The sequence below is a fragment of the Oscillibacter sp. PEA192 genome, assembly GCF_003574015.1.
GTDB classification, from domain to species: domain Bacteria; phylum Bacillota; class Clostridia; order Oscillospirales; family Oscillospiraceae; genus Oscillibacter; species Oscillibacter welbionis.
In genome coordinates this window covers 2365829-2379974 of record NZ_AP018532.1, presented here as the reverse complement: position 1 = coordinate 2379974, position 14146 = coordinate 2365829, and the positions used below count along the sequence as shown (strand labels likewise).

Genomic DNA, 14146 nt, shown 5'->3' with positions numbered 1-14146 from the left:
TTCCTGAAAAATCTGACGGAAACAGAGTTGGCACAGATCACATCCCTGGACGGCGCTCCGCTGGATGTGAGAGAAGAACTTCGACAGTTTCTAACAGGAAAGGACAACCCTATGGCACTACAAGATAAGAAAATCATGCCTCCCCCTTGGATGGCCTTCCCGGAGATCGAGCGATACTCCATTGGCTGGCGCATGGGCTATGGGGAGGATTACATATACCGATTTGGCGATTGGCTGGACACCCTCTCCCCGGAGGAGCGGACGGAATACCGCGCCCTCTTTCCCGAGCCGGTAACCTGGAAGGGCTGGTGGGAGGACGAGGACAGCGGCGAAGTGCTGGTACACGGTGACTTCCTGGTGGAGGCGTGGCAGCCGGAAGGCCGGCCAAAGTACACCCGCCAGTGGCTCCAGCAGGAGTTTGCCGCCGGGCGAAAGCGGGAACTGTGCCTGTTCTGGGGCCATCAGCCTTCCCAGGACGGCCAGCTGACAAAAAGCTACCTCAGCCAGTGGTGGATGGAGGACTTCTATACGACGGCTGCCCCCTACCTCTGCATGGAGCAATACATGATGGCTGCCAAGGCCGAGCTGTTCGGCGACAAAGAGATCCGGGACCAGATTTTGAAATGCAGCGACCAAAAGCAGATCAAGGCCCTGGGCCGCAAGGTGCGGGGCTTTGAGCAGAAGGTATGGGACAAGTTCAAGTACGCCATTGTGCTACTTGGCAACTGGCACAAATTCAGCCAGAACCGCGAACTGCGGGAGTTTCTCCTTTCCACCGGGGACAGCGTGCTGGTGGAGGCCAGCCCCTACGATGCCATCTGGGGCATCCGCCTCGCGGCCAGTTCGCCGGAGGCCCAGGACCCGATGAAGTGGCGCGGACAAAACCTGCTGGGCTTTGCGCTGATGGAGGTGCGGGACGAGCTGCGCAGAGTGACACAGAATGAAATGCTTTGCGATTGGAGTATGGTATGGCAACAATGAAACTCTATGAACTGGTCAACCACTATCACATCGGCACGGAACTGACCTGCGCCGAGGCCGTGTTCATGGCCTGCAATGAGTATTACCATCTGAATTTGTCCGAGGAGACCCGGAAGATGTTCTCTGTCATGGGCTTGGGCATGCAGACCGAGCAGTCCTGCTGCGGTGCTTTCACTGTGGCGGTGGGGATCATTGGGCTGATGACCGCCAAAGAGGGCCAGACCGATGTGAGCAACATGGAGGGCTACCAAATGATTGCTGACTTGACAGACTTCACGCTGGGCGTCTATGGAACGCTCCACTGTGTCGAGCTGCAAAAGCTGGAGATCGTGGGGGGTGAGAATCCCTGCCACGCCATTGTGGAGGCGTTGGCCAAAAAGCTGGAGGAGCTGCTGGCGGGCCGCAGGATCTTCCGCCCGGTAAATGCGGGACAGATTGGTTCCTGATATGCTGGAAAGGGGGGGGGAGTCCATGTCTAAACTATCCCAGGAAGAAGTACAATCACTTCGTAGCAGGATCTGCCACGGAGAGCAGGAACTAATTTCCACTCTGACGCCGGAGCAATTCCTTGCCCTGCTGTCTTACGACTATGATACCGGCTTCGCGGCCGGCAAAGCCTCCGCGCAGAAGGAGATTCTCTGTATGCTGGCGGCGGACGGGATGCCCCCGGAGAAAATTGCCCTACTGCTGCGGATGGAGGCGGAGACGGTGCGGGAGATTCTGGCCGCCAAGCGGGCCCACATTGAGAAATGCAGAAAAAAGCTGGAACAGGCGGTGAAGCCGTGAAGGACCTTTTTCAATACGGAAACCGGCGGGAGGAGGAATGGGAGATCCTGCCCTGGATCCCCGACCCGCGCCCGCCCTTCAAGATCTGGGTCAAACCGGATCAGATCGCGCCCTTTTTTCTCATTCCCCACCACCCTTATGCGATCTCCCTCCTGCTGAAGATCAGCGACGGGTTCCGGGTGGAGGAATTCTGCCGGCTGGGACGGACTGGCAGCAGCAAAGACTGGGAGCGGCTGGTCCGGGGCGTGATCCGGGAGTTCGAGAAAAACAACAGCGGCAGGGATCTGTTTCACTTCGACTCCGACGAGGATGTGTTCTGTGTGTACTCCCAATACATCGACGATTTGATGATGCTGGCCAAACTGATCCGGGCGGCCTGTGCCGATGAAAAAACGATGGGGATGTATCTGAACATGAGCGAGGCAGAGAAAACATGAAAGAGTTGACCACTCAAACAGGAATCATAGTAAAATGCAGGAAAACGGCCATTGAATTTTTCCAAAATGCTCAGTCAGCGGATTCCTTTTCTGCGCTGAAGATTCCAAAGGAATTCCAAGGTATAGCGGTTGAGTTTTATGATTTGATTCTGGAAAACGATCATCTCGCGGCCTTGCTGGGCTGTCGCGGCAATGATGATATCGCAATACAGATAGATGAGGTAACCGGCACCATGACGGGGTGGCATTGGTTCAAATGAGGACAATGGAATGATCGAGTACATCAAGCTCTTTTGGGAGAGCGCACCAGAGGGAGAACCACCGGTCATCCTCTATGAAGTGGATACCGAAAATGAGCGGCTGGTCCTCCGCTCCATCGACATCTTTGCAGATGGACGCACCCGCAATATCCCTGACCTTTATGAAGGCGCTATCGAGATCACGCCGATCCCAACCGTGGAGGAATTGAACGCCCATATCTGGGGCGAGGAGTTCCGCGCCTGCGCCATAGAGAAAGCGGAATTTGAGGCCATCTGGGAGAGCCAATTTTTTGCTTGAGAATGGAGGATTGAACATGAGTAAGGAACTGGAACTATATCAAGCATTTATTGACGGCCTTGTGGAGCGGAAAGACAGCATGACCGCCCTTTGGGTCAAGGGCGATGGTTTTCCCAAGACAGAGGACAACAAGGCGAAAAACGAGCTTCTCGCCACACTGCCCCCGGAGCAGAAAGGTGTACTGGCCGAGATGCTCCAGGACGAGCATATCGCGGGTATCCACGATACCCTGGCATATATCAATGAGATGATGGATCTGGATGGGCTGGAGCTTCGTCAGGACGGGGAATCCATTCCCAACGATTACTTTGAGAGCCTGCACTATGACTTCATCAGCCGGTGTGACGGCGATGAGTGGCCGGAATAACAGGAGGCGTGACGAATGTATATCAAAAAATACTGGGGCAACTTTATCGGAGGTTCTGATGACAGCCTGAACCTTGTGGCCTTTTTAGAAGACCAGAAGAAAGCGGAAATCCCCCTCAGCGAGATCTTCACCAAGATTGGGCTGGACAAGCAGAACTGGAACTTCCGCCAGACTGTGGGGTATCTGGAATTCACCCACTCCAATGGCGTGGAGATGGACTTCCACTTCGCCATGGATGTGGTCACCGATCTGGCCGCCATCCTGCTGGAGTGCAGCGTCAGCGGCGGCGTGGACCTCCACGACCTGGACGAGTATAACACCGCCCACCGCCGTATCCGCATCACCGCCACGTCAGAGGAGCATGACGCCATGAACAAGGCCCTGGCGGATTTTGCCCAAAATCCTCTGTCCTATGATCTCCACGAAATGATGGATGACGAGGAGATCCGGGAGATGGCTCGGGATATAGAGGCGCTGCGGAAGGAGCTGTATGAGGCCGCCGGTCGCAACCGGGACTACTATGTAAAGGCAGAGGACATGCAGAATCTGCTCCCAGACTGGGAGGAAGCCAATGGCTGCATCGCCACGAGCCGCATTACGGTGGAGGGCTGCAAGGTTGGCTACTGCTACCGGGAGGAGCCGGACGGCGACTGGGACAGCGGCTGGCGCTTTACCGCCGGTGATGAGAGCGACGAGTACATGGACGACCCCAACAACGCCGGGATCTACGGCCTCAACTCCATCTGCAACGACGATCCCGACATTATTCCCCTGCTACATACGCCCGCCCCCTGCGCCTTTGAGCGGGATGAGAATGGCGTGTTCCAGCAGATCAAAGACTGGAAACCGGATGAGGACGAGGAGGACCCAGATATGGACATTTTAAGGCAGTGCCAGAAGTGGAATGAAAAGAGCGAGTACCAGAAGATCATTGACGCGCTGGAGACCATTCCAGCCCAGGAGCGCACCCCGGAGATGGACAGCGAGCTGGCCCGGGCCTACAACAATCTGGGGGCACCTTCCAACCGTGCGCTGCTCAAAAAGGCCATCGCTCTCTTGAGCCCCCATGGGGAATACTTCGAGGGAGACCACTGCTGGAACTTCCGCATGGGTTACTCTTACTTTTATCTGGATCAGGAGGGCCGGGCTCTGCGATACTTTGAAAAGGCATTGGAGGCCCGCCCTGGTGACGAGGACACCATAGAGCTGATCGACTGGTGCAAGAAGAGCATTTCTCTGCCTCAGTTTTCACAGTGCTTCCGGGAGCGGACAGTGGACTGGTGGGAAACCTTTGCCGAAATGGAAGCCCAGCTGCGCCAGATGATGGACGACGACAAGGATCACACCCGCGGCGCGGAGATCGTGGCCCAAATGGAAGATACTTTGAACCTGGTCTTTGACGAGATTTCCTTCGAGATGGGCTTCAATGGCGAAAAGCATGAGCTGATCCTCACCCCGGAGGGCGACGAGGTCAAGCTGTTTGAGCTGGTCTACTTCCGGAAGCACGCCCCCAAGGAGGTGCTGGAGCACTGGAACATCCTGGTGGGCCGCCAGCCCAGCCAAAACATCGGCCTGCGGACCGACGACGGCTGGGATATCTCCGGGGAAGATGTGCAGATCTGGCTGGAGGAACAGGGCGAAAACAGCTTCGCCATCTCCGCCTACTGCGAAAAGCTGCTGCCCATGCTCCGGGAGGAGGAAGGCCGGGTCTGGTGGATGCTCACCACCCTCACTGACCAGGTGCTGGGCGAGATCCCCCACATGAGATACATAGACAGCTTCGATGTACTGGAGGAGCCCAAGGCAGAGCCGTCCATTCTTATGTCCCAGCTTCCTGACGCGTTGAAGGAGCGGGGCTTGGAACTTTCCACCGATCCGGAAGCCTATCTGGAGAGCTACCTTGGCTACAAAATGGAACCCAACAAGGACCCGGACGCCGACTGGCGGCTGGATGTGATGGCTGGCTCCACCAACTGTGTGCCGATCATCAACGGCTATCTGAATGCCGACAATGACTTTATGGACGAGCTCCATGCCGACGGCGCAGCGGCGGGCTTCTTCTGCTATCCCCTGGATACCCTGCGGGAGGAGGAAGGAACGGAGAAGATTTTTGACTTCCGGGACAAACTGGAAGAAGTGTTCACCACCGGGGACGGCCCGGAGGTGGTCACCCTCACCGGCGGAGCCACCGGACTCTACTGCGGCTATGTGGACTTCATCGCCTGGGATATCCGGGCGGCACTCCAGATGGCAAAGGAATTCTTCAAGGACAGCGACATCCCCTGGGCCAGCTTCCATACCTTCCGCCGTGAAGCGGGCACTGTGAGTCTGAAAAATCCGCCCGATGAGGAGCCGGACGGTGAGGCGCAGGCCGCCGAGTTGGACGAGACGCCGACGGGCATGGACTATATCCCTTATACCCCGCAGAATGCAGAGGCATTCTTTGCACAGCTCCAGCAGTGGAACGACGAGGACGAGTACACCCGCTGTATTCAGGCATTGAATGCCATCCCGGAGGACTGGCGGAACTACCGCACCGCCTACGCCCTGGCCCGGGCGCTGGAGAACTACGCAATTCTGGGCGACCACAATGAGGGAACCCCCAACTACAAGGGGGACAAGGCTCTGCTTCGAGCCATCGAGGTGCTGGAGTCCGTCCGGGAGGAAGGCCGGGACAAGGCGGAGTGGAATATGCGGATGGCCTACGGATATCAGTATCTCCACGGTCAGGAGGAAGAGGCCATCCCCTATGCCCGGCGGTGGGCGGAGCTGGACCCGGAGGACGAGGACGCTCCGGTGGTGATCCGGGAGTGCAAGGCGGAGATCCGGAAACGCCGGAGCAGCCGGAACAAGAAGGACAAATTCGTGCCGGGTGATACCCCCTTTGAGGGCTTCGACCTCACCAATTTCTGGGACGACAGTATGTATGCGCTGAAAGAGTACGTCAGTGATCCGCCTTCCGATGAGCTGATCGCCAGCGTGGAGGAGGAACTGGGCTACAAACTTCCCGCCTCCTACATCTGGCTGATGAAGCAGCACAACGGCGGCATTCCGGTGAACACCTGCTATCCCTGCGATGAGCCCACCGGCTGGGCAGAGGACCATGTGGCCATCACCGGTATGTTCGGCATCGGACGGGAAAAAAGCTGCTCCCTCTGCGGAAAGCTGGGCACCCAGTTCATGATCGACGAGTGGGCGTATCCTGCCATCGGCGTGGCCATCTGTGACTGTCCCAGCGCCGGACATGATATGATCTTTCTGGACTACCGGGCTTGCGGCCCCCGGGGAGAGCCTGCGGTAGTCCATGTGGATCAGGAAAACGACTACAAGATCACCCATCTGGCAGACAGCTTTGAGGAATTTGTACGTGGACTGGAGCATGAAGCCCTCTACGATCCGGATGAAAATGAGGGCGATTTCGAGGAGGATGATGCTGACGGGGAGGAAACCGACCGCACAGGCGTCTTCACCGGCTTTGTTCTCCTGTCCAAGGGAGAATGGGACAAGGACCAGTTCATCCGGGACATGAAGGAAAAATGGGACATCTCTGTGGAGGAGTACGACGCCAGTGAGGAGAAGGATGACGATGCGCTGGTGTTCGAGGTGGGTGATATGCTCGCTGCTGTCAGTCTGGCGACCTATCCCATCCCCGACGGCGAAGCGGAAATAAACGCAGAGAACAACTACATGTGGGAGGATGCCGTCCAAGTCGCACGGGAGCACCGCGCCCATATCATGGTGGCGGTGCTGGGCAAGGAGAAAAAGGTTCTGGAGAAGGGCAAGCTCTTCGCCAAGCTGGCGGCTGCCTGCTGCCGCCAACAATACGCCACCGGTATCTACACCAGCGGCGTGGTGTTTGAGCCCCGCTTCTACGAGGGCTTTGCTGATATGATGAAAGAGGACGAACTGCCCATCTTCAACTGGATCTGGTTCGGCCTGTACCGGAGCGAGGGCGGCTTGAACGGCTATACCTACGGCATGGATGTGTTCGGCAAGGAGGAGATGGAGGTGCTGAACGCTGACGCCGAGCCGGAAAAGCTGCGGGACTTTTTGGCAAGCCTTGCCTCCTATGTGCTGGCGTGTGATGTTACGCTGAAGGATGGGGAGACTATCGGCTTTTCTGCGGACGATAAGCATGCCATCATCCGCAGTCCCGGTGTCTCTCTGCCGGAGGAGCAGATGACGCTGAAAATCTCCTGGGAATCCGGCGGGGATGGACCGGACGGAGGCGGTGAAGACCCGAATGGCGGCGGGGATGACTGCCCGGACGAGGAATGCTTTCAAGACGAGAAATCCAGTGAACCGGAGGTCTACACCGAGGAGGAGATGGAAGCCGTCGAGGGGCACATCCAGCAGTATTTCGGCCCGTTCGAGAATGTGTTCCATGAGCTGGTCTCCCCGGACATCCATGTGGACATCTGCGTGGTACCGCCCTCCCGGGAGCGGGACTACTACACGCTGGTCACTATGGGCATGGGCGCCCACCGGATGAATGTGCCGGAGGAACTGGCGGAATACAAGCTGGAGCGGGCGGAGCTGGCCATTGCACTGCCTGCGGATTGGAAGCTGGATCAGGAGTCCATGAAAGATGAGCGGTGGTACTGGCCCATCCGCCTGCTGAAGTCCCTGGCCCGTCTGCCCATCAACTGTGACAGCTGGTTGGGTCATGGTCATACAGTGGAGAACCGGGAACCCTTTGCGGAAAACACGAAACTGTGCACTGCGACCCTGATCGATCCCCAGGGTACGGAGGACGGCAGTGAGGTCTGCACTCTGCCGGGCGGCGAGGAGGTCAACTTCTATCAGGTCATTCCTCTTTATGCGGATGAATTGGACTATAAACTGGAACATGACGCTGACGCTCTGCTGAACAGGATGAGGGGGATCAGTTTTGTCGTAAATCCCACCCGTCAGGATGCTGTCACTCGTGGCACCCTTTCCAATGATGATTTTGACGGTGAGATGGATGACGCTTCCTATCACCTTGAGAGCATTGAGGAAAAGGAACTGCCTATTGACCCCATCAATGCCTATAACCACATGGCCATCTACCTGCGCTGGTGCATAGAACACGACCTGATGGGCGAGGACTTCTTAAAAGAATACAGCGAAGTGGCCAAACAGGTCAAAGTTGATCCTGCCAGTGTGGATCTGCGGGAGTTTATCCGGGATGAGCTGGACGGCTGTCTGTTCTCTGTGCTGTTCAATCAGCAAGGCCGTGCCTTTGCAGGCTATTACTACGGAGAGGGCGACAGCCCCTACTATCCTGCCGATGTTGACGATAACGCACTCCGTTTCTTCGGCCCGGAGCGGTATCACTCCGAGGAGTTCCGGGACGAAGCCTACCTGTTCATTCCCTTTGACGAGGATTATTATCAGGCTATGGCAAAGGTGATCGGGGAACGCTTTGAAAACTGGCAGGGACAGGACTTTGACGAAGACACGCTGGAGCCCTCCGAGGTGGCGGATGCTTTGATGGAGTATCTGGACTGCGAGTGCACCTATTTCCCATCCATGGCAGATGATGACCCCATCATGTCGGCGTACAGCTATGCCAAACGGGAAAGTGTCAAAGAGGGATTTGTACCGGTGCTCATCAAGGCGGATGACGAAACACTGCTGGAGTGTCTGGTGATGAACGCTGACCCGGAGCATGACGCGGACTGCTACGAATTTGACCTCAAAGCGGTAACGGAGTACCGGAAGAAGATGCTCTCCGCCCCCATCAAGGACAGCAAGGCGGTTCTGGAGGAACTGATCGGCCAGCGCAAAGCAGAGGCCGAAGATGACGATATGGACTGGGAGGAGGAGATTCTGGGCGAGATGGCTGGCGGCTATGACAATGACCGTTTCTCCTGCTACTGGGATTCGGACAGCCACATGACCCACCCCCTCGTTTTGGCCAGGATCCCGGTGAAAAAACCCTGGGAGATCTTCGCCTACCTGCCCTTCGGCAACTGGAATGAGTGCCCCAACACGCCGGAACTGATGGCAGTGGCAAAATACTGGTTTGAGCAGTACGGCGCCATCCCTGCCGCCATGAGCCACGATGAGATGGAGTTTGAACTTCCGGTTCCTGTCCCCAAGGAAAGAGCTGTGGAGTTGGCTGTGGAGCAATATGGCTTCTGCCCGGACATCGTGGATCAGGAGCAGGATGATCCCACCGTGGGCAATCTGGCGGATGTCCTGCGGCAGTCCACTGTCTGGTACTTCTGGTGGGATTGACGGGATTCCTGCACCCTTTGAAACGGAGAATTGACCTATGAATAGTGAAGTATTGGCAATAAAACTCCTGGACCTGGCCGAGGGACGGGAAACTCCCGAAAGCTGGCGGAGCTGGTGGGACGAGCATGAGCCGGAGCTGGAAAACCTGCTGAGCCGAGGCGAATTTTTGAAACTGAAACCTTGCCGGCATGACTTCCGATGGGTCCCGGTGCTGACCAGCCAAAAGGGAGCCATCGCCATTCTGGAAAAGAGCGGCACAGCATTTGAGGTCAGCAATCTCTACCAGGAGCGGTATCTGGCGGAGCTGGACGCTTTCTGCAAGGAGCAGGAGCGAGTACAGCGGAAAAAGCAAAAGGAATTCAAGGCCAACAATCCTGAGCTGTTTTGCCGTTACCCCAAGTTCTCCAAGGCGCTGGCAAAGGCGCTGGAGCCATCTGACGAGATCCAGCCTGCCGCCACGGAGGAGCAGATCGCAAGTCAAGAAAGCGTGCTGGACTTCACGCTCCCGGCCCAGGTGCGAGAGTTCTTCCTGCTGACCGCTGGCATCCAGGTATCCACAGGCGTGATCCTTTCACTTTCCGGGATGTTTGATCTAACCATCCATGGAGAGCGGTATTGTGTGCTGGGCGAGTTCTGGAAAGAAGCGGATGGCGACCAGCTCCTGCTCCGCCCCGGAGAGGAAACCATCTGGTACTACGCCCATGAGCAGGACAAGGTCAAGCGACTCTGCAATGATATGACAGAACTGCTGGAGAAGAAATTGGCGAGGTATCTCAATGAGCAATGAAAATATCGCCTATAAAAAGAAAATAGCGCGGCGGTTGATGGCTGAACTGTAAATCAGCGAAGGAAGAATGAAAATGACATTAGAAGAAATGTTCCGTGATCTCTATGATAAATATGGTAACGATTTTAACTGGTATATGATCCCCTTCGCACAGGCGGACGGGGCATTTGTTGCAGAACTAAACAAAGAAATAGGACAAGACCACTTCTTATACGGCAAAAAAATCTTGGCGGTTGCGAAGTGTGAATCCAATGATGATGTGTTATATGTTCTCAGAAACGGAACAGGAAGAGACATCTACTATCTGTTCCATTTAACTTACTCAGCACATAATGCGGACGGATTTCCCCAGTATGAGGAGTTTGCAGATCTATTTGCAGTAAAAGAATTTATAGAACGATCATATATCGAGGATTATATGTAATTTTCAAATTTCAATTTATTGGGAATCCACCTTACCCGCAGTGGCATCAGAAAGGAGGCGGTACCTGTGTCAACTTGGAGCGGAATCCGAAACAAGCTGGAGAATGACTACCTGTGCCCGACGCTCCGTGGGCACATCCAGTATTTTGCCGCCAGCTACTGGGAAAGCCATGACCAAACAGGCCGGGCAGCCATTCGACTGGACGGCGTGGAGGTGCTGCGAAGTAACTACTATGCCTATGAACAGAACTACTGGAACAGATATCAGGCCCTGCGGCGGGAGGGCATCGGCCAGGACGATCGAACGGCCCCTTTTCGGCTGGCCCATGAAGGGACACTGAACGATGGCTGTTTTGACAACGGTTTTTTCTATGAGGCATTTCATGAATTTGACAACCAGAGCATTGAGAAAAGCCTTGTCAGCAAGAATCCCCTTGTCCGCATCCTCGCCCTTCTGGACCGCAGGCTGGGAAAGCGCCGCCTGCTGGCTTTGGAGGAATCCATGGAGCAGGAGCTGGACTGGGTACGGGCTTTCTATGTGATCCGGATGCAGGCTGAAGGGCTGATGGAGAAAGAATAACATTCAGGAGGAACTGCCATGTCACAGATCGCATCCTTTTATCTGCTCAAAGACGGTCAGCGGCAGGAGCTGTCCAACGGTGACTGCTCCGGCGCGGTCTACATGGCCATCTGGGACTGGTGTGAGAGCGAGCTGGATCTGGATGTCCGATTTCCCGCTCCCCAGACGGAGAACACTCTGGACTGCGCTCTGCTGGAGGGAGAGCTGGCGTCTGAACTGCTGGCAACTCTGCGGGAGCAGAGCCTCCCGGAGCTGGCCGCCGAAATTGCCGCAGACTGGGAGCTGCCCACCGAGGCGGTGCAAAGCGGACTTGAAACGCTGCGCTCCCATCTGGAGCTGGTGCAGAGCGACGCTGCCCTGCTGTATGAGATGACTTGACGGGACTATGCCCATGCCAAGGATGCAGGTTAAGAAACGGAGAGAAATACTATGGTGAGAGATGGACTTGTGTTCAAAGATGAGAATGGTCAGGTCATCTTCAACCAGTATAGCTTCTGCGAACTGGTGAAGCACCTGCTGGTGGAGCTGGTGGGGATCTCCTATGAGGAAGCCTCTCAGACAGTGGAACGCGCACCGCTGGCAGAGCCAGTGGCCGATGCCGTGGGAGTGGCGATATTCAGCCATGACCGGCCTTATTACTGGGCCATGTTTTTCTACTATGGGAACGGTTATTGGTGGGAAAAGGGTATTCCAGCGCAGCCAGAGGATATGGATGCCTATGAAGCTTTGGAAAAGAAAATTATGGAGAAATGCCACTTAAAGGAGCCCTTTGAGTGGAAATAGTGGAGGTGTGCAATGCTGGCGGAGGATTTTGACACCATCTTACATAATCTTGGTATGGCGTGGCTGGAACATCCGCTGTTCCATCATGCCCCGGTCGCCATCCGGTTTGAAATCGGCGGAGATGAACCAGTCTATCTGGAATGCACCTATTCGGACGAGAACACCGAGAAACTAACTCCAAACCCCGCCTATGTTCAAGGCGCACTGGAGCGGGCGATTATGATCTACCGGAACCTTCCAGCGCCGCCGGGTATTCTGCGGATTGACGGGTATCCCGAAGAAAAACCTGTCGAGTCCCTGCTGACGGCCATCCAGCAGAGGGCCGCACTTCCTGCCCCGCATGAGCAGGTCACAGCGACCATGATGGACGAGGACGGGGATACATATGCACAAGTACAGTTTTACTGGGATCTCAGCAAAATCAGCTTTCAACCGGAGCGGCTTCTCCAGGAGATCATTCTGGGGGACATCGGCGGCTGGAACGGCTTTGTGTCCAGCGTCTATCTGACCGGGCCGGGGCCATTCCTCTACCATCTGTACGATGACCGTGGGTTGGATATACTGGGCGGCTCACGGGAGCTGCTACTGCCGCTCTATCATCAATTCAATGACTGGATCTTGGAATACAATCTGGAGAAGATTGACCGACTGTTCGCTCCGGCAAAAGAATGACCGTACAGACAAAAAAGGAGGCATCATAATGGGACTTGATATCTACGCCGGAACATTGACCCGGTACTATTCTCACAACTGGAAAACCGTTGTTCAGCAGTGGGCGGAGGAAAACGGATACGCCTTCAACCGCATCACCCCGGACGGGGAACCCGCTGACAACGAGGAGGAACTGTCCCCGGCCGAGGTCCAGGCGGCGGTGGAGAACTGGCGGGATCAGATTCTGAACGCCATTTCTCAGCCGGGCCAGCCCCCCTACGCTCCCTGGCCGGAGAATAACGAGAGCCCCTACTACACCGACAAGCCGGATTGGGATGCCTTCGGCGCCATGCTGCTGGCGGCCGCCTGCCATACATACGAGGAACCGGTGCCTCCCACTGTGGAGAAGGACTGGAACTTCGGGGAGCATCCCCTGGTCGCCCGCCTTGCGGCGGACCAGGAGCGGGTATGGTCCCTGTTCCGTGGGGCTACCTGGTGGCTGCCTCTGCCGGACGCCTTCTTCTTCCAAGCACCTCTGCCTACCGACGACACCGCCGCCATCGGCACGGTGGGCGGACTGCGGAAGGAGCTGGAGAAGCTGAACCAGCTGGCGTGGCAGGCCGATGAGGATACCATCCTTGATTGGGCAGACACGGAGGGATACCCGGCAGACGGAACCGTAGGCCCGGATGGACAGTACAGCAAGGCGGACATCTCGGAGCATACCCAGTATGATACCCAGTCCCTTGCCAAGTTCGCCTTCTCCATGTTCTGGCGGGCCATGCGGTTTGCCGAGGAACAGCAGGTGCCCATTTTACTGGATTATTAAGGAGGAGCTTTATGGGATACGATGTCAGTTTTCACCCGATTTCGCCGGAAGAAATGCGGGAATGGTATTTTACCCCGCTTTCCTGGGTACAGCAGGGGCAGGAGGAAAAGGTGCTGGCCCTTGCCGCACAGCACGGAATGGAGGACTTCTATGCGGAAAAATATCTGGATACTCTGCGGGTCGGTGCGGGGACAGAGCCGGATGAATTGTTTGATAAGAGCCACGGCTTTTATATTGCGGTGATCCAGGGCTTTTTCCGGGATTACTATTACACCAGAGGCAGTGCCTTTTCTTTCCTGGTGGAAGAAAAGCCGGAATATGCCCGGTATTTCACCCCATGGGCACAGGTGACACCAACAGCTTTTCCAAATCCGGCAGAAAATCAGATCATTGAAAACTACTGTTCCGGCGTGTACCTGTCTCCAAAGCAGGTTACACAGCTTCTCCGGGATCTGGAGCAGGACCCAAAGGTGCTGGAGGATTTGGAGGGACTTTGGAGTAACGGACAGCTTGCCGTGCTGAAAAAGGCTCTCACTGCCGCGGCGGAACTGGGTGTCGGTCTGCTGGAAGCTACCGAGGTGGTGGAGCCTAACCCTATCCGCCCTAATGAGAGTACAAGCTACTCAAACCTGTACCACTGTGATCGGGATGGGGTGCATCTCTACATAGATACTGTCAGTACTCAATTAGCGGATGTGATTGGAAAAAGTGAGGAACAAGCATAAGCGGTTGGGAGGAT

16 protein-coding genes are annotated in these 14146 nt (G+C 56.0%); all 16 read left to right on the top strand.

Going from position 1 to position 14146, the window contains the following annotated elements; translation table 11 throughout:
• Nucleotides 1-111: 111 nt before the first annotated feature.
• The 16 genes from DN611_RS11860 (at nt 112) to DN611_RS11785 (ending at nt 14132) form a co-directional block, all read left to right on the top strand.
• Complete coding sequence (locus tag DN611_RS11860; RefSeq protein WP_119311939.1) at nt 112-981, top strand: NADAR family protein; 870 nt, start codon at nt 112-114, stop codon at nt 979-981.
• A complete protein-coding gene (locus tag DN611_RS11855; protein ID WP_256264014.1) occupies nt 969-1427 on the top strand; it encodes a C-GCAxxG-C-C family protein in 459 nt (152 codons plus the stop codon). Before DN611_RS11860 ends, DN611_RS11855 begins: the two co-directional genes overlap by 13 nt.
• A gap of 25 nt (nt 1428-1452) precedes the next feature.
• Nucleotides 1453-1767: a hypothetical protein gene (locus DN611_RS11850; protein ID WP_119311447.1), complete on the top strand. Its 315-nt coding sequence runs from the start codon at nt 1453-1455 to the stop codon at nt 1765-1767.
• Entirely contained in the window at nt 1764-2204 is a 441-nt protein-coding gene (locus DN611_RS11845) for an immunity 51 family protein (protein WP_119311446.1), read from the top strand. The genes DN611_RS11850 and DN611_RS11845 overlap by 4 nt, the downstream gene beginning before the upstream one ends.
• Nucleotides 2201-2464, top strand: a complete 264-nt coding sequence (locus DN611_RS11840) for a hypothetical protein (protein ID WP_021747670.1) — start codon at nt 2201-2203, stop codon at nt 2462-2464. The genes DN611_RS11845 and DN611_RS11840 overlap by 4 nt, the downstream gene beginning before the upstream one ends.
• Before the next feature lie 10 nt (nt 2465-2474).
• Entirely contained in the window at nt 2475-2762 is a 288-nt protein-coding gene (locus tag DN611_RS11835; RefSeq protein WP_025543926.1) for a DUF6881 domain-containing protein, read from the top strand.
• Nucleotides 2763-2778: 16 nt separating this feature from the next.
• The gene (locus DN611_RS11830) at nt 2779-3129 is read left to right on the top strand and encodes a DUF6547 family protein (RefSeq protein ID WP_119311445.1); all 351 of its coding nucleotides are present in this window, start codon (nt 2779-2781) and stop codon (nt 3127-3129) included.
• A gap of 15 nt (nt 3130-3144) precedes the next feature.
• Nucleotides 3145-9354 carry an immunity protein Imm33 domain-containing protein gene (locus DN611_RS11825; protein WP_119311444.1) on the top strand — a complete coding sequence of 2070 codons (6210 nt, stop codon included), beginning with the start codon at nt 3145-3147 and terminating at the stop codon, nt 9352-9354.
• A 37-nt stretch (nt 9355-9391) separates the two neighbouring features.
• Nucleotides 9392-10141 (top strand): SMI1/KNR4 family protein, encoded by a 750-nt coding sequence (locus DN611_RS11820; protein WP_021747666.1) that lies wholly within the window; start codon nt 9392-9394, stop codon nt 10139-10141.
• A gap of 73 nt (nt 10142-10214) precedes the next feature.
• Nucleotides 10215-10565, top strand: a complete 351-nt coding sequence (locus DN611_RS11815) for a hypothetical protein (protein WP_036629434.1) — start codon at nt 10215-10217, stop codon at nt 10563-10565.
• A gap of 66 nt (nt 10566-10631) precedes the next feature.
• On the top strand, nt 10632-11144 hold the full coding sequence (locus tag DN611_RS11810; RefSeq protein ID WP_036629432.1) for an SF0329 family protein: 513 nt from the start codon (nt 10632-10634) through the stop codon (nt 11142-11144).
• 18 nt (nt 11145-11162) lie between these two features.
• Nucleotides 11163-11522 carry a hypothetical protein gene (locus DN611_RS11805; protein WP_021747663.1) on the top strand — a complete coding sequence of 120 codons (360 nt, stop codon included), beginning with the start codon at nt 11163-11165 and terminating at the stop codon, nt 11520-11522.
• 51 nt (nt 11523-11573) lie between these two features.
• Nucleotides 11574-11927, top strand: coding sequence for a hypothetical protein (locus DN611_RS11800; protein WP_119311443.1), 354 nt, complete (start codon nt 11574-11576; stop codon nt 11925-11927).
• 12 nt (nt 11928-11939) lie between these two features.
• A complete protein-coding gene (locus DN611_RS11795; RefSeq protein WP_119311442.1) occupies nt 11940-12599 on the top strand; it encodes a DUF3885 domain-containing protein in 660 nt (219 codons plus the stop codon).
• A gap of 28 nt (nt 12600-12627) precedes the next feature.
• The gene (locus tag DN611_RS11790; RefSeq protein ID WP_119311441.1) at nt 12628-13407 is read left to right on the top strand and encodes a hypothetical protein; all 780 of its coding nucleotides are present in this window, start codon (nt 12628-12630) and stop codon (nt 13405-13407) included.
• 11 nt (nt 13408-13418) lie between these two features.
• Nucleotides 13419-14132 (top strand): hypothetical protein, encoded by a 714-nt coding sequence (locus DN611_RS11785; RefSeq protein WP_119311440.1) that lies wholly within the window; start codon nt 13419-13421, stop codon nt 14130-14132.
• Nucleotides 14133-14146 lie beyond the last annotated feature (14 nt).